Source organism: Pseudoalteromonas sp. SM9913, assembly GCF_000184065.1.
Classification (GTDB): Bacteria; Pseudomonadota; Gammaproteobacteria; order Enterobacterales; family Alteromonadaceae; genus Pseudoalteromonas; species Pseudoalteromonas tetraodonis.
The window spans coordinates 292,761-315,201 of record NC_014800.1; the positions used below are offsets into that span (position 1 = coordinate 292,761).

Here is a 22,441-nt window from a genome sequence, read left to right on the forward strand (position 1 = left end):
GATCTATTTTGAGGCTGGAAAAACGTGTTTATAGCTAGGCAAAAAATTTGCTATTTAGTTGTTCTAAATGAGAATTTTTTAACGCAGATAGCAACACGTTTAGCCCCGTAAAATGATTAAGTATTATTGCGGATTGGTATTATACCTCTTGAAGTGTAGGTAATGCGGGAAATGCCCCCTTAGCTAAGCAGGCTTTAGAGCCACAGCGCAAACCAAAACTTAAAGCGTGTTTTACTAGGTGCTCATTATTAATTTTTTCGATGAGCGGGCTATTTTCATCGGTGTGATTTAAATAATATAACACGCCTGCAATAAACGCATCACCGGCACTGGTAGTATCCACAGCATTAATGATTGGCGCCGATTCATTTAATATAAATCCCTTATGGTAAACCGTTGCCGGTGCAGGGCCATCGGTTAAAAATACCAATTTAACACCTATATTTAAAATAGATTGTAAGTAATCATCAGGTGCATGCTGTGTTTGCTCAGCTAAAAAGTTCAGCTCATCACGCGATAGCTTAACAATATCGCAATAGGCATAACACGCGTGTACATTGTGTTCAATGTCATTGCTATTTTGCCACAAGCTATAGCGTAAATTTACATCAAAGCTAACGAGTTTATGGTTGTTTTTAGCCAGCTTTAAAGCACACACGGTGGTGTTTGCAATGGCTGGATTGGTTAACGTGTTGGAACAAAAGTGTAGGGTACTCAATTCATCCCATTTGATATGGCATAAGTGATCACTCGTTAACAGTAAATCGGCGGTATTGTGGCGATAAAAATTAAAGCTGCGTTCACCGGTTTCATCTAAACTCACAATAACCACGGCCGTTTGAGAGTCTTTAATCGTAAATAAGTACTCTGTACTTACTTTATATTGCTCAAGCGATTTACTTAATTGTTTAGCAAAGTAGTCATCACCCATACCGCCACAAAAAGCAGCCTTGCCGCCTAACTTTGCATAACCTACCGCTACATTGGCAGGGGCACCTCCTGCAATGGGCAAATAAGCACTGTTTTGAGAATCTTGTGGCAGCATATCAATAAGTAGCTCGCCGAGGCTAAGTAATTTGGTCATAGTGTAAATCCTAAAAAACCCAGCAGAGCTAGGTCAAAATTCAAGGGAGAATTATTAAAACTAATTAAAGTTAGTGTAACAATCGCTGAAAAACATAGCTTCTGCGCTTGTTACACTAACGATAGTTAGTTAAACGCGTATTTAAGCGTTATTGATGTTGTGCGGCCATTAATAGTACGGGCGCGAATAATGTTATTATCTGGAATTGAGCCTTCTTCAGCTTCTGTAATACCTACCGTATCGAATAAGTTATTTACATTAAGTGCAATATTAAGGTTTTCAGATAAATCGTAACTTACAAAGCCATTTACTTGAGTGTAACCGTCAAATTTAAGGTCGTTATTGTCTTGAGCGTAAGCATCAGTAGTACCAATAAAGTTGACACCGGCAGCACCTTTATCAAAGCTATAACGAGCCATTAAAGAGTAGATTAAATCAGCTTGGCGGCGTGGCGTATTACCTACCACTTCAGGGGTAAGTGCATCCTTAGCAATTTCTGCATCAGTCCATGTTAAGTTACCACGAAAATCCCATGCATCGATGAAGTAAGTTGATTCAATTTCTATCCCTTTTGCTTCGTACTCACGGTCAAAAAAGGTTTGCGATGTTGCTTCAAAGTTTTGCTCTTCTGTTTCTGCATAAAACGCTGTTGCAAAAACTGAGAGTGAATCAAAACGTTTTTTAACCCCAAATTCATACTGGTTTACTTCATCAACGGCATCTTCATCAGCAACCGAACCGTCAGCGCGTACTTTACCAAATAAAAGTCGGTCAGCATTTGCGCGGCCACCTTTACTCAGTCTTGCAAATGTCGCAAGGCTTGAATCTATTTGGTAGTTAGCCCCAATTGAATAGGATGCATAATCCCAATCGTAATTTACTGGGCTAGCATTTGCGGTATCAATGCCTGCTACATTTTGTTCAGGAACTGAAATCACTCCATCGCGATTCATATCAACTGTAGAGGTTACTGCACCTGCGTAATTACCGCGTGCTTCACCACTATCGTAACGAGCACTTGCGTCAATACTTACATCACCCACTTTTGTTGAAAATGAAACGTACGGGGCGCGGGTATCGTATTCTGTATCGTAATCACGCTGACAACAGTTACCCCAAAAAGGCGTTCCGTATGCATATAAACCATTTTCAGAAAACGCTGTACCATCAGCAGCTGTTACATTTAGTAGCGCCGCATTATCGCCCTTAAGCTCCATTAGGTAAGAGTTCCATAACCATGACATAGCAATATTTTGCGTTGAAGCATAGTAACCAAATGTAACGCTTGTATCATCGCTTAGTGATTTAGTTAGTTTGAAGTCGTTCACAATAGAGTCAAAGTCGTTCATTGTGACGTCAAACGTATGAATACGCATGGCTAAATCGTCATTAAATGCAGCTCCGGTATTTGCATTACTAAGCGTTGCACCTGCGCCGCCAATACTTTGTGCAATAGCAGTCGCGCTGCCTACTTCAGCAGGAATAAGTGAATTAAAGTTACCGCTAACAGAGGATTTACGAAAACGGTTTTCAATACGCCAATCGTTATCTAAGTCAAATACAGCTTCAAAACCCACTGAGTCAACTTGCGGGTTCATGCCATCGCGAATATCGCCGCTACTAATTTGATTTTCGCCATTTAAACGCACTGTTTTAGTAAATAATGCTGAATGCGGGGTATCTGATTGTGCGTCAAACCCTGGGATTGAGTCACCATTTGCATACATTGGCATTGGTAAGTAACCCACGCTTTTGTCATCTAAATGTTTGTAATAAAGACGCACGTAACCGTTTTCAAAGTCTTTGGTAAGGTTGGCTTTAATTTGCCCACCTTTATTTGATGTGTAACCTGTTTCACGCGGGCCTTCACCTTGGCGCACAAAACCACCTACATGAAAACGTACGCTATCACTAAGGTAAGTGCCGTATTCAAAGTCTGTACGAATAGTGTCGTAATCAAGGCCCAGTGTTGTAGAAACACTGCCTGATTCGTTTTCACCATTTTTAGATATAAAGTTAATTATGCCGCCCGGTGCATTACTTGCTGCAGTCGAGGCCGAACCACCACGAATTGATTCGATAGTTTGTACGGTATTATCTAGGCGCATAAATATATCAGCGTTACCAAAAGCAATATCACCGTATTGCATAACGGGTAAACCGTCTTCTTGTAATTGTAAAAACTTAGCACCACCAGAGGCCACAGGTAAGCCGCGTACAGCAATGTTTGCGTTACCTTCACCGCCGGTTGATTCTGAGCGTACGCCCGGAATAATTCTAAACGCTTCAGCAGTTGAACGCGGTGTAGATACTTCAACTTGAGCAAGCGATAAACTGCTCACTGATGAGCTTGATGCCATAATGGTTGTACGACGTGGTACACCGGTTACAACGATAGTCTCAAGACCTTTGTTAGCTTGCGCTTGTGTGTTTTGCTCTTCTTGTTGTGCATAAACGCCTTGGCTTACAGCCAGCGCTAAAGCACTCATTAAATATAAAGGTGTGTTGTGTGTTGTCATGTGAACGCCTCGTTTTGTGAGCCCGAAGGGGTTTGCTATTTTTACTTAATCGATTAAGTAAAAATAACAAATATTTTACAATAAGCAAATTATTTTATTCTTTATTTGATGTTTTTTTACTTATCTATTGATTTATATAGTGTTTTTTTAGCCCCCAATTTGTTGATTTACTCAGTTATTAGGTTGCTCTCTTGTAAAGCGCTGGCTGATGGGTCACGGAAATAGTTAAACAGCATCGCTAAAAATAAAATAATGGCAAAGCCGGTTGCAAGGTAAAAACCATAACGTACATGACCAAAGTAATCGCTGATCATACCCATAAATAAAGGCGCTAATGCGGCTGAAAGTGCAGTGAAAAATAATATAACCCCAGCAACTGCGCCATGTTGTTGTACCGGGAAGCACGATATTCCTTTGGAGTTTAAGGTTGGGTAAACCATCGACATAAATAACCCTGAAAGCGGCAATAAACCAACAGCCCAATCAACGCCACCGACTAAAGTACCCACATAACACAATGCGATACCTAAACTTAAGTAAGCCATAACACCTTGCCAGCTATAGCGGTTTAATAACCACACCGCAATAAAACGCCCTGCGGCACGCAGTATAAAAAATATGGTGAGTGCATAGGTTGCCAAAAGGGGCCAAGAGCCTGTGTAGTCTTTTAACAGCGTCGGCATCCATACGTAAATGGCAACCTCGGTTGCAACATAAAGCGCAATGGCGAGCGAAAAGCCAAGCGCGTAGGGGTTTTTAATCATTTTCATGGTGGTAGCAAGTGAAGCGGGCTTTTCAGTGCTTTTAACAACGCTTGGATACTCTGCACGCCACGCCAAAAACGCTAAAATTAAGCACATAATGCCGGCAATAATATATAAATAAGTCCAACTTACATTTTGTACCAGTAATACACCAACAAGTGCAGGTCCAACAATGGCACCAATACCAAAAAAGCCTTCTACTTTGTTCATGGTTTTAGTGTGCTCTGCGTTGCTATGAGAAATATCGCCTAATAACGCCAAAGCGCCGGTTTTAAATAAGCCAATAGCTAAACCAATACAGCAAAGCAAAAAAACAAAAAATATAAAGCTGCTACTAATGGCGAATAAAAAGCAACTCGCAGAAAATATTAATAACCCAAGCATAATCGTTTTTTTACGCCCGAGGCTATCGGCTAAAAAGCCTAAAAATAATCCGCTAAAGGCAATGAGTGCCATAGGCGCATAGTGGAATGCGCTGGCTTGGGTCATGCTTAAACCAAATTCAGTTATGAGCTCGGGAATGATCATGCCAACGGCATCGGAGGTCATGGCAAACATAAAAAACATCATATATGTGAGCCAGCGAATTTGTTGCAACGGATCGCTGCTTACGTGTGTGTGTGATTTTGTCATGTGCTTTTCCTCGTTAAATGCGTTCTTAACACTCAGTAAGTCAGTCAGTTACTGATTATAGTATTAATGTCGCCACGATATTTGTATGTAAAATTTATAAAAATAACTTGTAAATTCGTACGTGCTAGTTAAAGATATATCTTAATCGATTAAGTTTCAACATGGTAATCACACAATGATGAAGAATAAAGTTCAATTGATCACATACGCTGATCGAATTACTGGCCGAGATATAAATGCACTTACCACTCTTTTACATGGCCCATTAGAGGGCGTTTTTGGTGGTGTGCACTTATTGCCATTTTATAACCCAATTGATGGCAGCGATGCAGGCTTTGACCCGATTGATCATAGTGAAGTTGATTCTCGAATCGGTACTTGGGACGACATAAAGGCACTCGGTAAAGACCATGATTTAATGGCTGATCTAATAGTGAATCATGTGTCGGCGCAATCTTTTCAGTTTCAAGATGTACTGGCTAAAGGTAAAGCGTCAGCATTTTGGGATTTATTTTTAACCAAAGAAGACGTGTTTCCCAATGGCATGAGCGAGGCTGAGCAGCAAGCTATTTACCGTCCACGCCCAGGCAGTTGTTTTACACCAATGAAATGCGGTGATGGTCAAACGTATGATTTTTGGACCACTTTTACCGACAATCAAATTGATATAAACGTAAAAGTAGAGGCGGGAATTGCGTATTTAAATAATGTACTTACTAAGTTCTCTGCTAACAACGTTAATATTATTCGTTTAGATGCAGCGGGTTATGCCATTAAGCAGGCGGGTACTAATTGTTTTATGCTAGATGAAACGTTTGGCTACTTAGATAACTTATCAAAGCAAGCCAACGATTTAGGCATGGAAACCATTGCAGAAATTCATAGCCATTATCAAACACAAGTAGATGTAGCTAAGCGCGTTAATATGGTTTACGACTTTGCGTTGCCACCACTTATTCTACATAGCTTGTTTAATAACAATGCGGATGCATTACTCAAATGGCTAAAAATATCGCCGCGTAACTGTTTAACGGTACTAGACACCCATGATGGCATAGGCATTATTGATGCAGGCCCAATGGGTGAAAAACCAGGCTTATTAAATGCAGAGCAAATTGATAACCTAGTAGAAACCATGCATGCAAATAGTAACAATCAAAGCCGCCAAGCAACAGGCGCTGCTGCCAGTAATGTCGATTTATATCAAGTGAACTGTACTTATTACAATGCATTAGGCGCTAATGATTTTGACTATTTGCTGTCGCGCGCAATTCAATTTTTTGCGCCAGGTGTACCGCAAGTTTATTACGGCGGCTTATTTGCCTGTGAAAACGATATGGAACTGTTAGCAAAAACCAATGTTGGCCGTGATATAAATCGCCCATATTTGAACGCGGCTAAAATAGAGCAAGCACTTAATAAACCGGTAGTAAAAGGGCTCATAGAGCTAATTAAAATGCGTAATGAACATCCCGCATTTGCAGGTGAATTTTCGGCTCAAGGCGGCGCAAGTGTTTGTTGTTTAATGTGGAAGTTTGAACAACAATCAATTTCATTGAGGATTGACTTTGCAAGCCGTATTGCACTTATTTCGCAGGTTAATGGCACTCAAGAAAGCACTCTAAACTTACAAAGTTTATTGGCTTAAATAGCTTTATTTGTTGAAAACCAAAAGCCAAGCAGCCTCTGTTTGGCTTTTTTATTTGCTTTATTAGCAGTGCTTAGCTACTTGCACCAATATCGAGTGCGTAACCTACTTCATATTGTTTTTCTTCTTTGGAAATAAATAAGTTAGCAGCCATAACGCCCTTTTCTTGGCTATTTTGATGAATTGTAGTAAGGCGAGGTACAAAACGAGCGGCTTCTTCTATGCCATCAAACCCCACAATACGCAGCTCACTGCCTATTTTTATCCCTTGTTTTATGGCTTCTCGCATGGTGGCAAGGGCAATTAAATCACTCATGCATATAATCACGTTAGGGCGAGGGGAGGCTGTTAATACCTCTTTTGCGGCAATATTTGCAAAGCGCTCACTGCTTTCAGGAATATTCCAAATGCGGTCGTCGGCAACCGTTATATTAGCTTCACTTAAGGCGCGTTGATAACCACGCAAACGTTGATGCGAAATAGATTGGCCAGTTTCAAATTCGTGATGTTCGTATACCCGGCACAATACATTTTCATCAAGTAATCTTAAACCTAATATAGCCACTTTATCATTTTGATTATGCAAAACATGTTTGGCTATTTCATAACTGGCTTGCTCGTTATTAACATTAATTGAGGCGTTACGGGCAATGTCAAAATCAACCGTCACCACATGTTTAGAGACTGTTTTTAGTTGCTCTACTAGTGCTTTATTGCGCGGGCGACCATAACAAATAAAACCATCGACAAAATCAACAACGCTGTTGAGGTTGTCACTATTGCCTGAAAACAATAAAACATTAATATTGTTTTTTTCAAGTACAGAGGTTACTCCCCGCATAAAACTGCTCGCAACAGGGTCTGATACCATGTATTCCACGCTATCAGGAAGGACTAATGCAACAATATTAAACGTGCCACTTCGCAAAGACTGCGCCGCTTTATTAGGGCCATAATACCCCAGCTCTTTGCACGCTTTAAGTATGGCTTCGCGGCGTTTAGCAGAGAGTTGATCCGGGCGATTAAACGCATTTGATACCGTAGCATTAGACACACCTAATTCTTTGGCAATACTCTTTAATGTCCAGCGGGTGGGTTTACTCATCGGTGACTCATTACTACTTACAACATTGCAAACAATCTAGCATATTAGGCTGTTTAATATAACAAAAACTGTTGTTTTAGGTTAATGGCGACATGCTTTTGGTGCAATACCAAAAGTTTGCTTAAACAAACGGCTAAAATGACTGGCGCTATTAAAACCCAGGTCGTAGCATACCTTGCTTATAGCGTGGCCTTCTAATAAAAGCGTGCGGGCTTTTTTAAGCCTAAGTTGTTGCTGCCAAAGTGCAGGGCTTGTACCAAAAGCAAGTTTAAATTGCTGGTAAAACTTACTACGGCTCATACAGGTTATTTTGCACAAGGTGTTTATGTCGAGGTTTTCGCTTAAATGCTCTTCAATATAATGCAGTGCATCACTCACGTTACTTTTTAGGCGCAGCTTATCGCAGTTTGCCAGCAATAAATCACGGCTTTGTTGTTGTAATAAACGGGTGATCAATTCGTTTAACGATAAATCAATTAAGTAGTGTCGCTCAGCGCCTTGCTCACTAAATAAATGCACCATGCGCTCTAATAACTGCTGAGTTTGCGTATTATGTTGGGTATGCACTAAATTAGGGTTGTATTCAAACAAGGCATCGTTTGCAAAATTTTGCTGCATATTAAGCGCATTAGCCACATTGGTTATTTTATCGGTGCTTATTTCAATGGCTAAACAGGTGGTGGGTGCGTTCATAGATGCATGCGGAAAATCAATCAGCACGCTTTGCTCAGGCGCTAATACAAACGATTCATGTGGTAAAAACGCTTTGTGGTATTGACTGCTCTCAACATGCATTATTTTTTTACCACTGAGCATGGCACAAAACAGTAATTCGTTTGAGTGCAACGCCACTTTTTGCGCACTTTTATAGGTATCGTAAATACTTAGCTCAGAGTTATCGGCAGCAAAGGTCACTTTGTTTTCAATCAGTACATCAAGTTGTTGGCGTTTTTTATTTAACTGAGATGTGTGCATGTTCAGCCTTTTTTAATCGTTATAGAGCGTTTTTAATGTGGACTCACAGACAACTTTTTTGGACAGCTAAGCAAGTTTTTAAGCGCTTAATGGTCTAATGTCAATCAATACCGATTAAATATAAAGCAAGTTGCTACATTACTCTAACAAATTTCGGCTTAGACTTTTAGCTAACAACAACAAGAGAACACACATATGATTTACGCAAATCCAGGCACAGCAGACGCACTCGTCACATTTAAACAGCAGTATGGTAATTACATTGGCGGCGAGTGGGTTGCCCCAGTTAACGGCCAGTACTTTGATAATATAAGCCCAGTTAATGGCAAGGTATTTTGTAAAGTACCGCGCTCAGACAAAGACGATATAAACCTTGCACTCGACAAAGCCCATGCAGTAAAAACCCAGTGGGGCACTACCTCAGTCGCCGAGCGCAGCAATATACTATTAAAAATTGCCGACCGTATTGAACAAAACTTGGAGCTACTTGCAGTGGCCGAAACATGGGATAACGGCAAAGCGATTCGTGAAACCCTTGCCGCTGATATTCCACTGGCCGCCGATCACTTTCGTTACTTTGCCGGTTGTTTGCGTGCTCAAGAGGGCAGTATTGGCGAGATAGACGAAACTACGGTGGCGTATCATTTTCATGAGCCTCTAGGCGTTGTAGGGCAAATTATTCCGTGGAACTTCCCATTATTAATGGCCGCATGGAAATTAGCGCCTGCACTTGCAGCAGGTAACTGTGTAATATTAAAACCCGCAGAGCAAACACCCGCCTCAATCTTAGTGTTGATGGAAATTATTGGCGATTTACTGCCAGGGGGTGTTTTAAATGTGGTAAACGGCTTTGGTAAAGAAGCTGGTGAAGCACTGGCAACTAGTACGCGCATTGCTAAAATTGCCTTTACAGGCTCAACTCCTGTGGGCTCACATATTTTAAAATGTGCAGCCGAGAATATTATTCCTTCAACGGTCGAGCTTGGGGGGAAATCGCCTAATATCTTCTTTAGCGATGTTATGGAAAAAGACGACTCATATTTAGATAAGGCAATTGAGGGTGCCATTCTTGCCTACTTTAACCAAGGTGAAGTATGTACTTGTCCATCACGCTTGTTCATTCAAGAAGATATTTATGAGCAATTTATAGAACGTATTTTAAAACGTACTAAACAAATTAAACGTGGCAACCCGCTTGATAGTGAAACCATGGTAGGCGCTCAAGCCTCTAAAGCGCAGTTTGATAAAATTTTAAGCTACATTGAAATTGGTAAAGAAGAAGGTGCTGAAGTATTAACTGGCGGCCATGTTGAGCAATTAAGCGACGAGCTAAACGGCGGGTATTACATTCAACCTACACTATTAAAAGGACGTAATGACATGCGCGTGTTCCAAGAAGAAATTTTTGGCCCCGTTATTTCAATGTCGACCTTTAAAGACGAAGCCGAAGCACTTGAACTGGCTAACAGCTCAGAATTTGGTTTAGGCGCAGGGGTATGGAGCCGTAATATGAATCGTGCTTATCACTTTGGTCGCAAAATAGAAGCAGGTCGTGTATGGACTAATTGTTACCATATGTACCCAGCACATGCAGCGTTTGGCGGTTATAAAAAGTCTGGTATAGGCCGCGAAACTCACAAACTCGCGCTTGATCATTACCAACAAACTAAAAACTTGCTAGTAAGTTACAGCGAAGATCCGCTTGGCTTTTTTTAATAACGCGTTTTAGTTTAAACAAACAACCTATAAGTAATGAAAGCGCTACATTTTTGTAGCGCTTTGTTTTTTTTAAAACTAATACCGATAGCATTTGATTAGTGGTTAATTATAATGATAAAGAAATGATTTATTAATGAGGCGCTGGGTTGAAAAAGTAGATTAAAGGTTCTAGCTCAGGGCTGTTATGACTAGGTTTCAGGCTGTTTGTACAAGCTCACAGCTCGTCACTCGAAGCCGGCTCATTTTCTCCTCTGTGTTCAAAAAGGCTTTAATGAATTAATCACAAAAAGGATTATGGTGATGTTTGAAACGATTGCGATTTATTCAGGGTTAATAGCCACATTATGGATATTCATTGGTGTTTATGTAGCAAGTCGGTTTTATGAAGGTTACAGTCATTCTAAACAATTTTGTAGTGAATTAGGTGCAACGGGAAGCCCAACTGAAAAACTGTCACCGCTAATTAATAATTATCCTTTAGGTTTTCTATTTTGCTTTTTTGGCTGGTATTTGGCGCAATTGGCTAATGTTTCTATATTGGTTAATATTGTTGGTTGGTTAGTTATAGTGCATGGTATTGGTACCTGGGTTGCGGGTTATTTTCCTATGGATGCTGACCCATTTACTAAACATCCAACTTTTAGCTGCAAGGTTCAATCTTGGGCTGGTTTTATTATGTTACTTTCGCTGGTTGTAGCACCAATATTAATAGCGATCAGTCCAACCACAGAAATTACTCCTTTATACTTTCGTGTTTTTTCAATTGTTTCTGTTATCGCTACTGTTTATTATCTGTTTGCTATGGCTAAAGCAATAAAACTACAAAGTAACCCTGGTAGCTATCAACGTATCTCTTATGGTATCCAATTAAGTTGGTTAAGTGTTTTTTCAATAGTGTTAATGTAATTTTAAACTAATTTAAATCGCCTCCAATAATTTAGAGACTCAACTCACTAACGACTATGATTTATTTCAGCTTATTATTTGGCTCCACAACTCAAGGAAGGCTCATGAATATAAACCACACTAAATTCCGTTTTATTTTACTAAAAGGTGTTCTAGGCTGGGGAATTCCTACAGCTATTTTATTTCAATTAATTATGTACTTTACAGGTGAGCAAGATTTTTTTGATGGAATCATTTCATCTTTAATAATATTTCCTTTAGTAGGCATATTATTTGGATACTTTTTGTGGCATTCGAAATATAAAAAAGAGCGAAATAACTGAGATAACAACCTTAATCACTTGTTTGTTGAAATTTTTTAGCTGTGATTACAAGGAGGTTTGAGTGAACATTTGTGAAACCCAAAGGTTGCTTATTCGGCAGTTTTCAATTGATGATGTGCCGGCATTAAGTGAAATTCTTAGTGACGATGAGGTGATGAAATACTCAATTCGTGGTGTGTGCGATGAAGCTGCAACTCGTGAATTTATAAAGTGGTGTTTACAATGCTACGGTTCATACGGTTTGGGCCCATGGGCACTAATAGATAAAAACAGTAACCTACTTATAGGGTTTTGTGGTGTTTCTCCACAAAGTGTCGCGGGTAACGAAGAGCCTAATTTAGGGTATCGATTAGCGGGCGATTTTTGGAATAAAGGATTAGCCTGCGAAGCGGCTAAAGGTGTTTTAAAGTATGTGTTTACGCAAACTACTCATCAATCAGTCGTTGTTATTATTGAACCTGAGCATATTGCGTCATTAAAAGTAGCAAAGAAAATTGGCTTTACAGACTACAGTACTCATGAATTTCATGGTCGTACCGTACAGTTATATCGATTAACTAAGGCGCAGTGGAGTAACTCACTTGTTTAAATAATACTATGTAGGTAGTAAGCTGAAAGAATAGTTAGTGTTGATTTGTTAAGTATCAGTTTTTAAAAAGGAAATTTTTAATGGATATAGATTCTCATATAGTTCAACTTGAAAAAAACAACCGAAAGTTATTTAGTGCATCTCATTATTTGGGGCTTACGATAGCGATGGCTGTTATTGTTTTGTTGTTAATGTTTTATTCAGCCCATTGATAGGGCTTGCTTGTTCAGGTTTTGCTGCTTTCTTTTTGAACTTTTTCTATTCACAGTATAGCTTTAGAAAACTCAACGCCCGCATAACACTACTGCAAACCAAAATTGAACAAACGTCTAAGTAAGGTGTTGCTCTAAATTTAAAGCCAGTTCATTTTAAATCTTACTCGTTGTTAGCTGCTTTTAATGTTGTTAAGTTACTGCTATAAAAATAATTTGCTGATACTTATTTGATTTAAGGTATTTTTAGTTCCACCAAATGGGTTTACAGTAATTATATAACCTAATTTAAAATGGATTTTCATGAACATAAAAACAAAAATAGTTAGCCGTACTTTATTGAGTGCTTTATTAATTACGCCTACCTTGAGCATGGCAGAATTAGCAGTTACTCCTCAAACACCAGAGCAATGGCGCAGTGTTACTGATCGTGATATTGAAGCTGCTTACAGTATTTCGGCAAAAAACCACCCCGGTATGTTTGATGTTAACAACCCAGTCTTTCCTGAGCTATTAAAGCAAGCAAAAGCAGAAGCACTTGCACTGTCTGCCAAAGCGAGCGGGCCGCAGGTTCATGTTGCGGCAATTGCGCGTTTTAGTACTGTGCTACAAGATGGTCATGCAGGTGTGTTTTCAAGCGTTGAACGACCTGCTCGTCGTTGGCCAGGTTTTAGTGCCGTTTGGCGGGGTGATGCATTAAAAGTGTATTACAGTGAAACAGATAATATAAATAAAGGTGATGTGATAAGTGGTTGCGATAGGCAAAGTACCGAGACGTTAATGCGACAAAGAGTGTTTAAATTTCATGGACAGGTTACACAACCTGGGCATTGGTGGCAGCAAGGTTGGCGGTTACTAATTGATGAGGGCAACCCATTTTTAACACCTCTAAAAGAATGTCAATTTGTTAAAGCCAATGGGCAAGCTTACAGTAAAACCCTTGATTGGTCTGTTCGGCCAAAGAGTGTAAGTAAGCATTTAACACATGCCTATAATGGGGATGAGCTTACAACCGATTTAACTTGGCCTGCGCAAAACATAGCGTGGATTGCTATGCCCAGTTTTGCAAATAACGATAAGCAAACTCATGATTACAATAACTTGTATAAAAAAGTGACTGATCAACGTTCTAAGTTACTCAGTGCAAAAACGGTGGTTTTAGATCTTCGTCATAACCAAGGTGGCTCGTCGTATTGGAGCTTAAAGCTTGCAAAAGCGTTGTGGGGTGAGCAAGTTGTTGAACAAAAAATGGATAACTACTCAAAAAATAGCCGAGTTTGGTGGAGAGCGTCAAAAGATAATACTAGCCATGTTAAATCATTAATTGAAGTGTTGAAAGATCAACCTAAAGCACAAAAAGAGTTTAAAGAAATAGCTGCAGGTATGGCGCAGTCACTTGAAAATAATAAGCTATTTTACATCGAAGAGCCGCAAAGTAAACCAAACCAAAGCGATAGCACGGTGCCAGAGAGTGACTTTAAAACACAGGTTTTTGTTATTGTGCCGCCACAGTGTGCAAGTGCGTGTCTTGATGCCATTGATGTATTTAAGCAGTTTTCAAACACTCAGTTATTTGGCGCGCCAAGCAGTGCTGACTCACTGTATATGGATGTTCGATTAGCTGAGTTACCCTCAGGTTTAGGTAAAGTGATAGTGCCTAATAAAGTGTATGTGAATAGAGCAAGAGGAAAGGGCGATTATTATAAACCCGATATTGCCTATAACGATATTGATTGGACAACCGATAAGCTATTAGAAAAAATTAAACAGTTATAAAAAAAGCCGCTCAATGAGCGGCTTTGACTTTTCAACTATAAGGGGTAATCAAAAACTGTATTTGGGCAATGTATTAATTGCCCATAGAGTATCTAACGCCAAAGGCATAACGAGGGCCGTATTGAGCCGCGCTTAAGAACTGACTTTCGAAGCGACTGAATGAACGCTCGGTTTCGTTGGTTAAGTTCACACCTTCAAAGAATACCGTTGTGCTTTCGTTAACTTCGTAGTTCACACTAATATCCCACTGTAAGTACTCTTCTGCGTATTGTGGAGGAGCCGTAGCACCTGAGTCAGGTAAACCTTGCGCAATTAAGTACTCATCACGCCATGCACCGGTAATTTTCACCGATAAGCCATCTTTTTCGTAAAAGCCTTGTATGTTTGCAGAATCACTTAAACCAGCTAATACTGCTTGAGAGGCAAGGTAGTAGTTATCGTACTCTACATCACCATCAACAACGGTGGCATTAAAGCCTGCACCAAAGCCTGAGTCGCCAAACAAGTGCTGAACAGCAAATTCAAAACCGTTTACTTTACGTGAACCAACGTTTTCAGGTGAATTGATGGTCCATTCAATCAGCGGATCAGTCGCTGGATCTGGTAATATACGGTTGTTTTCACCAATGCCTACGCCATTAGCTACAATTTCATTGTAAATTGCAGTGTCAGTTGCTTGATCTCCACGACCTTCAATGGCGGCTACTGCATTGTTCCAACGCTCACCTAAATACACATCATGTAAACCTTCAAAGGTAGTTTTTACCTGGGTGTTATCAATCCAATTATCTACGTCTTTCCAAAATAGACCAACAGCAGCGTAACTGCCTTCGCTGTAATAATACTCAAGGCTTAAATCTAGATTAGTTGATTTAAATGGCTCTAAGTTTGGATTACCACGGCTACCACTTCTTGAATTTAATTTAGGTGATGGTGTTAAAGCCAAGTTACCTAACATATTGCCAAGAGTTGGTCTGGTGATTGTTTGTCCCCATGATGCGCGGGTTACTAAGTCATCCGTAAGATCGACTTTAATATCAATCATAGGAAGTAGTAAGTCGTATTGTCCTTCATAGTCTACTTCAACTAATTCGCCACCAGCGGCAAATTGAGTTAACCACTCTGAACCGCCTGCCCAGTAAACTTGTTCCGCTACACGACTTTTTGCTGGGCTTACAATATCAGTTTCTTCATAACGAAGACCTAAGTTTACAAATACGTCGTAGTCGCTAACGTTAAATACCCAGTTGCTAGAAAGGTAAACACTAATGGTTTCTTCTTCTACTTCGTTAGTTGGGAAGTTATCAAAGCTACCAATTCGGTAATAATCACTACCAATTACGTCTTCGGTCAAATAAGCACTTTGACGAGCAAATGCTTCATCAAGGTCATAAGTGTAAGCATAACCTGGCGCTACGCCGTTAGGACCAAATGAAAATTCATCAAGGAATCCGCTTAAATCAATCCTTTCGAACATCGCATCTGGGAAAATTTCAGCGAATGTACCGTTGTTAAAGCCAGGTGCATTGGCGTTATTAGAGCCGCCCCAACCACTGAGTGTTTGCTTAGTGTAAGCCGCACCAAATTTAACGGTTTCAAGACCAATATCTGTATAAGTAAATAATTTACCGTCTAATTGTACTTGAGAAACTTCTGACTCACCTGGTGTTCTGGTAAAAATACTGAAGTTAGAACCAATTTGATTTGGACTTACTTCTTGTGTGCCGTTGTTCCAATTAATATTAAAACCCGGTACATCGCCTTCGCGGAAAAAGTATTCTTTAGTAGATAACTCTGCTGAGCCCAAAATAATACGGGCATTAGAATTTAAGCCAGGATCTTTGCCATTATCTGTTGTGGTTTTTGAAGTATGGGCATCAAAGTTAAAACTAAGGTTTTCTGTTGCTAACCATTCAACATTGATACCGGTTGCTTTTGAGTCTACCTCGGCAGTTTCACGAAATGCCGTGAATGAGGCATCATCACCGGCTGAGTTATAGTAAATAGCGGTGCCATTTTCATCTAGCTCATAGGCATTACCATTACCACCAAACGAACCGTTCCAAATACCCCACGATAGTGAGTTATTACCTGTTGTTGCATTTGAGATTGTGTGATCTAGTGTAAACGTTAAGTTATCTGTTGGTGCAAACTGAAAAGTGGCTTGCGCATTTAAACGTTCACGCTGAATATCATCTTTTGAAAAGCTGACTTCTTGTGGGAAGAAAGCGGCAGATACAAACTCACCATTATCCCCAGCATTTGGATCGAAAAACTGCTTAGCTGGGTTACCATCTGCATCCATTGGGCGGTTATCAATTATGTTTTCAGCATCAACCGATAGGTTAGGGTTGACTAACCAAGAGCGTACATTGGCTGCTTGGCGCTGAAAATCACGGCGGTGGTATGAAAAGTTAGCTGAAAAACCAAACATTTCGTCAGCAAAAGTATTGCTGTAAATACCTGCAATTTCAGGTGTTACTTCATCACCTTCTTCTACCGATGTATCGTGAATGCCTTTAGCCATCAATGAAAAGCGCTGACCCGGCTTTTGTAGAGGTTTAGCGGTAACAATATTTACAGTTGCACCAAGGCCACCTGTTGGTGTATCCGCACGCGCTGTTTTCATAACTTCAAGTGAACTAACGCCTTCAGATGATAAGTTCTCAAAGTTAAATGAACGCGTAAAACCGGTGCCTGCCATTTGACGGCCGTTAAGTGTTACAAGGTTAAACGATGGGCCAAAACCACGTACGGTAATTTGGCTACCTTCACCGTTTGAGCGACTTACCGATACACCCGTAATACGTTGTAGCGATTCAGCTAAATTAGTATCTGGAAATTTACCCATTTCTTCAGCAGAAATGGCATCAACCACGCCTGATGCGTCACGCTTTACATCCATTGAACGGATTAATGAACCACGAATACCTTTTACTTCAATAACTTCTAGTTCAGGTTCGGCAGTATTTTCTTGCGCAGCATAAGCGAAGTTAAATGTGCTTGCAGCGATGATAAGTGACACAGAAGCCGCTAGTGGGCTTTTTTTAAACTTATTTGTGTTCATAATTGCTCTGCTTTTACTTAATTTATTACGGTAAGTAGGTACTTTTAATTTAGTACCTACCACTGAATTAGGGTTTATGGGTTAGCGATAACCACATTGTCGATACGATAAACTGCACCTTCACCTGTTCCCCACGCTGGGAAAACCATCAGTACATTGATATCGCTAATGTCTAAACCTGCATCAAATAATGATTGCACTGTAAACGTGTATGTTTGCCATTGCCCAATAACCGGTACTTCACCTTCAACGCTTTGTGCAAGAGGAAGCTCTACCGCCGTTGCTGCACCTGTTGACTCAATTTTAAATGTCCACACTGAGTCAGGATCATTTGGTGGTGTCACCATTTTCATTTCAAATTGCACAACACCATTTGCTAATATTGCTGATGCATCAAAAGAAACACCTTCGTCAGCTAAAAAGCCCATTACTGTTGGTGTAGCACCAATAACAAACTCAGCCACTGTGCCGTGTTCAGCATCGTCAGTTTCTTCAGTCGGTGTAGAGCCACCACAACAGTCCCAAATACTCCACATATCTGCGGCTGTATCTTGGAAAATAGTGATTTCATCGCCTGCTGATGCACTCGGATCGTACATTTTAGCGTTATCAACACGGTAAACCGCACCTTCACCTGTGCCCCATGCTGGGAATATCATCACTACATCAATGGCACTAACATCTAAACCTGCGCCCGCTAAGTCAGCGAATGTAAAGGTATAAGTTTTCCACTCACCAGCAACGGGTGCATCGCCAGCATCGGTTAATGGAAGCTCTACCGCTGTATCGCCTTCATTAGATTCAATCTTCATTGTCCAAACAGCTGCTGGATCATTTGGATTTGACATTACTTTTACATCAAACTGTAGTACACCATTTTCTAAAATACTTGTTGCATCAAATGGTTTACCACTACCACCGGCTGAGGTGCGAGTATTAAAGCCCATTACAGTGGGTGCTTCGCCAATGCTAAACTCTGCGGTTAAACCGTGTTCTTCATCATCTACTACCTCAATTGGTGTTGAACCGCCACAACAATCCCACATTGGCCAATCTAGATTTTGTCCGTCTGTGAATAGGTCAACTTCTGGGCTTCCAGGTAAATCACCTTCAATCGCAACATTGGTAATTAAATATTCAGCGCCTGCACCTGTTTGCCATGCTGGGAATACCATTAATACATCAATGGCACTTAAATCTAAGCCTCTTTCTTGTAGTAAAGAAAGTGGGAATGTATAGGTTTGCCATTGGCCAGTAACAGGAGTAACACCTTCATTACTATCGCTAAGGGCTACATCGCCGGTATTAGGACCACCATCACCCGCTTCGGCTTTTAATAACCAAGTAGTTGAAGATGTTGGTGGCGTTACTACTTTCATATCAAAGGTGAGTCGGCCATTTAAATCAAGTAGAGGTGATGCATCAAATGGAGATGAAGTGCCAGTAAAATCATCAGAGAAGTGACCACCGCGGGTAGAGAAGCCAAGCACAGTCCCGTTATTATCGTTAATGTTAAACTTAATTACCTCGCCTTTGTCAGCGTCAGTAATGGTTTCTGGTGTTGTTCCACCGCAACAATCCCATGCGATCCAGTTGGCATTTAAGCTGCCATCAAAAATATCAAGATTCTTTGCAACACCATCACTTGGCGGGGTAGGTACAGGGGCTTTACCTTCAACAAGTGCATCTTCTAGGCTATCGTAACCTGGGCGTACTGTTTCACAGCCTTTACCTGTGGTTGGGTTAGAGGCACATTCGTAAACACGCACGTAATCAATTTCAAAACTTTGACCTTCTGCAAATGCTGCAGCGTCAACGCCTAAGTTATTTACGTTTTCAGGCCAATCACCACCAACAGCATTGTTTAAAATAAGGTAAAAGTCTTTATCAAATGGGGCATTATCCCAATGCGTTGTTAGCTCGCCGCTACCTTGTTCAAAGTATTCAGCAAACCAACCTTTATGCTTTAAGCCAACAGGTTCATCTTTTGAATTGTAACGAACTTCAGAGCGACGTTGAGTGGCGTATAAATAGCCATCTACGTACCAGCGAATTTCGCCTTCTTGCCATTCAATTGCGTAAGTATGAAAATCGTCTGCAGGATTCATCCCTTCAGGGAATGTATACGCTTTACCAGAACTTGAGTTATTTGGCCATTCGCGACCATAGTGAAGTGTGCCATGAATATTAGCTTCAACGGTGCCATCTTCAGCAACTGTTTTTAAATTTACCGCTTCTAAAATATCAATTTCGCCAGAGCGCGGCCAAGTACCATATTCTTCATCGGTTGGCATCATCCAAAAAGCTGGCCAGCTACCTTGACCCGAAGGTAACTTTGCACGCATTTCAAAGCGGCCATAAGTAAAGTCTGCGTTGTAACGGGTGTTTAAACGGGCTGATGTGTATGGTTTTTCTGCGCCTTCTTCTGCAGGTAAGGCGACTATGTTTAGTACACCGTCTTTAATAAAGGCGTTTTCTTCACTGTCGGTATAACATTGTTTCTCGTTGTTACCACCGCCAGCGCAGTTTAATTCAAAGTTCCACTTGTTAGTATCAATACTAGTGCTGTCAAACTCATCGTTCCATACCATACGCCAGTCAGAGACTGGTTCAGTAGGGTTTACTTTTTCAATATCTGTAGTAGTGGTTGCTGCGTCACCACCACAACCCGCCAGAGATGCTAATGAAATAGCAGCCAAAAGGCGAGTAATGCGTGTTGTTTCAATGTTCATAACTGAACCCCGTTCAACTGATTATTGTCAGAATATAGTGTATTTGTTGATTTTTTCATTTTTGTAAGCGCTTACATTTTCATGTGTGATAAATGTAAGCGCTTACAAATAATATGGGGGATTTTTAACTGGGTCAAGAATTTGTTTAAATAATTTACAATTGATTTACTTTTAATAGGGTGTTTTTGTTAACAGGAACGGTTAAACGCCCAAGTAATGTTATAAATAAAGGTTTAAAAGGTGTACATGGGCGTTTTCATTAGCCGTATTGCTATTTTTTAAATGGCATTATTAACAATTGCCACAAGGATGAATTTTGTTCGGGGTTTGGGTATTGGCTCAAACCAAGTGCAATACGTTTATCAGGCTGGCTTGCCTGTGATTTATAGCTGCCAAAAAGTCTATCCCACCAAGTTACACTAAACCCAAAGTTACTGTTTGTTTCTTCGGGGTTTTGGCTGTGATGTATGCGGTGCAGCGCTTGGGTGATAAGGATGAGGCGCAGTGGTTTTTCTATTGCGCTTGGCAAGCGAATATTTGCGTGGTTAAACAGTGCTAACCCATTGAGTGTTATTTCAAATATAAGTACTGCAATGGCGGGCACGCCAAGAGCAGTTATGGCGGCAAGCTTTATCAATATGCTAAGACCTATTTCAATAGGGTGAAAGCGCAGCCCAGTGCTTGTATCTACGTGCGCATCAGCATGGTGAACACGGTGTAAACGCCATAAAATTGGAATTTTATGAAATAATCTGTGTTGCCAATAAATCAGTATATCTAGCAACAGCAGGCTAAGTATAATTGCTACTGAAAGAGGCATAGTTAGTTGATTAAACACACCGATACTATGTTCTTGGTTATAAAGCGCGGCGGCGGTTAACCCTAAAGGAACCGCTAACCGAGCAATCACTGAAGAGGTAAATACAAGACCAAAATTCGCAACCCAACGTTTAGTGGCTTTTATGGGCGATTGCCGTGCAGGGGCTTGCCACTCAAGCAGCATCATTATGACTAAAATACTTACAAAACATCCAAGCCGCCACCATAATTCGTTATCCATTGATAGCCTCCGTTTTACTGATATTAGCTTCTAGTTGTTTTAATGTGTGATAACCGCCATAAATACGGGTGAAAATCGTTATGGCGCAAGCTGCAGCAAATAAGCTGGCCATTATGGCAAAGTGCTGCGGCCAAATACAAAAGGCAACAAATAAGGCAATGGTTTCTGTGCCTTCGGTTAAGCCATTTAAGTAGTAAAAACTTTTATATTTAAATTGTGGTTTGTCGAGTTTAAATTTTTCAGCGGCAATCGCAAAGGCCAAAAAGCTGGAACCGGTACCTATAAAAGTAGCCAGTAAAATAGCACCTGCAATGGCATTTTGTGCTGGATTAGCCAAAATAAAGCCCAGTGGAATCGCTGCGTAAAATAAAAAGTCGAGAGTAATATCTAAAAACCCACCCGCGCTAGAACTTTGATTAGCATAGCGGGCTAATGCGCCATCCAGTCCATCTAAAATTCTATTCAACGCAATGGCGATTAATGCGCCATACCACATTTCAAAGGCAAGTAAAGGCACGGCAAACATACCCACTAAAAAACCAAAAACAGTGAGTTGATTAGCTGTAATGCCGCTTTTATTAATGAGCATAACAACCGGTGTTAGTAGTGGCTTTATAATGGGGGTAACAAATTTATCTAACATACGTATTGCCTTGAATATGAGTCAGGTTTTAAGCATCAGTGCCTAAAGTAATCACTTTGCCAGCTGTTGCCTCGGCGTCACTGTGGTCGTGCGTAACCATAATGGCAGGCAATTTATGCTCGCGTATTTGACTAAACACCAGTTCGCGGGTATCAACACGCAATTGGGTGTCGAGTTTACTAAAAGGCTCGTCGAGTAAAATAGCTTTAGGTTCGCTGAGCAACATGCGTAGCAGTGCAACACGCGCTTGCTGCCCACCAGATAGACTGTCGGGATGGCGGGCTGCCAATCCTGTTAAGCCAACTTGTTCTAGGGCGTGGTCTATTTTTTCAAGACGCTGCTTTTTATTGCCTTTGGGCATAGCAAAGGCAATATTTCCTGCCACTGTTAAATGCGAAAACAATAAAGCGTCTTGGTAGAGCACCCCAATATGGCGTAAATGCGGGGGTGTGTTATCTATATTTTGATCATTTAGCCATACTTCGCCTTGTGCCCTAAAGTCTTTGGGCAAACAGCCTGTAAGCCAATTTAATAAGCTTGACTTGCCACTGCCCGATGGCCCCATAATGGTGAGTATTTCGCCGCCATTTACTTGCTCGTTTAAGCTTAGTAACAGCTCGCCTTGACGGTAAAGCTGACAATCTTTGATGTGTAATGATGACTGCATTAAATAGCCTTAATGGTTT

Annotated in this window: 16 protein-coding genes; 6 read left to right on the plus strand and 10 right to left on the minus strand. The window is 40.6% G+C overall.

From position 1 onward, the window contains the following. Window positions 1-139: 139 nt before the first annotated feature. From PSM_RS16525 to PSM_RS16535, 3 genes are all read right to left on the minus strand, one after another. Window positions 140-1,084 (minus strand): carbohydrate kinase family protein, encoded by a 945-nt coding sequence (locus PSM_RS16525; protein WP_013463013.1) that lies wholly within the window; start codon window positions 1,082-1,084, stop codon window positions 140-142. A gap of 125 nt (window positions 1,085-1,209) precedes the next feature. Continuing rightward, complete coding sequence (locus PSM_RS16530) at window positions 1,210-3,603, minus strand: TonB-dependent siderophore receptor (RefSeq protein WP_013463014.1); 2,394 nt, start codon at window positions 3,601-3,603, stop codon at window positions 1,210-1,212. A gap of 167 nt (window positions 3,604-3,770) precedes the next feature. After that, on the minus strand, window positions 3,771-5,000 hold the full coding sequence (locus PSM_RS16535) for an MFS transporter (protein ID WP_013463015.1): 1,230 nt from the start codon (window positions 4,998-5,000) through the stop codon (window positions 3,771-3,773). 175 nt (window positions 5,001-5,175) lie between these two features. Between PSM_RS16535 and gtfA the strand changes: the two genes are divergently transcribed. After that, window positions 5,176-6,648 carry a sucrose phosphorylase gene (gtfA, locus tag PSM_RS16540; protein ID WP_013463016.1) on the plus strand — a complete coding sequence of 491 codons (1,473 nt, stop codon included), beginning with the start codon at window positions 5,176-5,178 and terminating at the stop codon, window positions 6,646-6,648. 73 nt (window positions 6,649-6,721) lie between these two features. Here the strand turns inward: gtfA and PSM_RS16545 are convergent, their stop codons facing one another. After that, the gene (locus PSM_RS16545) at window positions 6,722-7,753 is read right to left on the minus strand and encodes a LacI family DNA-binding transcriptional regulator (protein ID WP_013463017.1); all 1,032 of its coding nucleotides are present in this window, start codon (window positions 7,751-7,753) and stop codon (window positions 6,722-6,724) included. Window positions 7,754-7,834: 81 nt separating this feature from the next. Next, entirely contained in the window at window positions 7,835-8,728 is an 894-nt protein-coding gene (locus PSM_RS16550; protein WP_013463018.1) for an AraC family transcriptional regulator, read from the minus strand. A gap of 195 nt (window positions 8,729-8,923) precedes the next feature. On the opposite strand from PSM_RS16550, the gene exaC reads away from it, so the two are divergent. The 5 genes from exaC (at window position 8,924) to PSM_RS16575 (ending at window position 14,253) form a co-directional block, all read left to right on the plus strand. Continuing rightward, window positions 8,924-10,444 carry an acetaldehyde dehydrogenase ExaC gene (gene exaC, locus PSM_RS16555; RefSeq protein ID WP_013463019.1) on the plus strand — a complete coding sequence of 507 codons (1,521 nt, stop codon included), beginning with the start codon at window positions 8,924-8,926 and terminating at the stop codon, window positions 10,442-10,444. Between the two features lie 303 nt (window positions 10,445-10,747). After that, the gene (locus PSM_RS16560; RefSeq protein WP_013463021.1) at window positions 10,748-11,353 is read left to right on the plus strand and encodes a DUF998 domain-containing protein; all 606 of its coding nucleotides are present in this window, start codon (window positions 10,748-10,750) and stop codon (window positions 11,351-11,353) included. 104 nt (window positions 11,354-11,457) lie between these two features. After that, window positions 11,458-11,676 (plus strand): hypothetical protein, encoded by a 219-nt coding sequence (locus PSM_RS16565; protein ID WP_013463022.1) that lies wholly within the window; start codon window positions 11,458-11,460, stop codon window positions 11,674-11,676. A 61-nt stretch (window positions 11,677-11,737) separates the two neighbouring features. Further along, the gene (locus PSM_RS16570) at window positions 11,738-12,265 is read left to right on the plus strand and encodes a GNAT family N-acetyltransferase (protein WP_013463023.1); all 528 of its coding nucleotides are present in this window, start codon (window positions 11,738-11,740) and stop codon (window positions 12,263-12,265) included. Between the two features lie 515 nt (window positions 12,266-12,780). Continuing rightward, entirely contained in the window at window positions 12,781-14,253 is a 1,473-nt protein-coding gene (locus PSM_RS16575; RefSeq protein WP_013463025.1) for a S41 family peptidase, read from the plus strand. Between the two features lie 73 nt (window positions 14,254-14,326). Here PSM_RS16575 and PSM_RS16580 read toward each other — a convergent pair whose 3' ends face one another. The 5 genes from PSM_RS16580 to PSM_RS16600 all read right to left on the minus strand — a co-directional run bounded on the left by PSM_RS16580 (window position 14,327) and on the right by PSM_RS16600 (window position 22,422). Beyond that, on the minus strand, window positions 14,327-17,320 hold the full coding sequence (locus PSM_RS16580) for a TonB-dependent receptor (protein ID WP_013463026.1): 2,994 nt from the start codon (window positions 17,318-17,320) through the stop codon (window positions 14,327-14,329). 74 nt (window positions 17,321-17,394) lie between these two features. Further along, on the minus strand, window positions 17,395-20,052 hold the full coding sequence (locus PSM_RS16585) for a glycoside hydrolase family 16 protein (RefSeq protein ID WP_013463027.1): 2,658 nt from the start codon (window positions 20,050-20,052) through the stop codon (window positions 17,395-17,397). A 271-nt stretch (window positions 20,053-20,323) separates the two neighbouring features. Next, the gene (locus tag PSM_RS16590; protein ID WP_013463028.1) at window positions 20,324-21,112 is read right to left on the minus strand and encodes a sterol desaturase family protein; all 789 of its coding nucleotides are present in this window, start codon (window positions 21,110-21,112) and stop codon (window positions 20,324-20,326) included. Beyond that, complete coding sequence (locus tag PSM_RS16595; RefSeq protein WP_013463029.1) at window positions 21,105-21,755, minus strand: CDP-alcohol phosphatidyltransferase family protein; 651 nt, start codon at window positions 21,753-21,755, stop codon at window positions 21,105-21,107. Before PSM_RS16595 ends, PSM_RS16590 begins: the two co-directional genes overlap by 8 nt. A gap of 28 nt (window positions 21,756-21,783) precedes the next feature. Continuing rightward, window positions 21,784-22,422 carry an ATP-binding cassette domain-containing protein gene (locus PSM_RS16600; protein ID WP_013463030.1) on the minus strand — a complete coding sequence of 213 codons (639 nt, stop codon included), beginning with the start codon at window positions 22,420-22,422 and terminating at the stop codon, window positions 21,784-21,786. Between the last annotated feature and the right edge of the window lie 19 nt (window positions 22,423-22,441).